Origin of the sequence: Helicobacter muridarum, assembly GCF_000765805.2 — a bacterium.
Lineage (GTDB): Bacteria > Campylobacterota > Campylobacteria > Campylobacterales > Helicobacteraceae > Helicobacter_A > Helicobacter_A muridarum.
In genome coordinates this window covers 1-483 of sequence record NZ_JRPD02000073.1, presented here as the reverse complement: position 1 = coordinate 483, position 483 = coordinate 1, and the positions used below count along the sequence as shown (strand labels likewise).

The window sequence follows — 483 nt, the reverse complement described above, 5'->3', positions numbered from 1 at the left end:
TCTGCTGGTATTCCTTGATTTAAGTCATTAATAAGTGAATCAAGCTTATCTAAAATCTCTACTATTGTATTTTGAATTTCTAGGGGAGGTAGGGGGATTTTAAAATCTTGCAAGGCTTTTATATTTAACCTTGTAACCTTAGCACCATAAGCATACTGTTCTTTATATTTATTAAAAATATCAGTTTGCGAAGTATAACCAATAAACTTAGGATTTTGAAAGTGAGAGAAAGCAAAGCTATCGCTACTAATGCAAACATCATCATTACCCAAATAAACAATGCCCTTACAAACATCTTCTTTGTTCTCACTCACACCAACAATAATTAAATCATCTTTTTTACCTTTCTTTAACTTCTTTGCTACTTCCTTGCTTACAAAGCTTTTGTTGTATATGTGAAGTTATTATAAAAGGTATGAATCTGCCCATGTGAATAGCTGGGATTCCAAAATCTTTTAAATCTGCTTTTGTTAAGCCATTACC

The 483-nt window shown here is 31.5% G+C and carries 1 protein-coding gene; it reads right to left on the bottom strand.

Translation table 11 applies throughout. The annotated features are described in order from the left end of the window. On the bottom strand, nt 1–314 hold a 314-nt coding region (locus tag LS73_RS09780), incomplete at its 3' end, for a restriction endonuclease subunit S (RefSeq protein ID WP_138070041.1). Nucleotides 315–483: the final 169 nt, after the last annotated feature.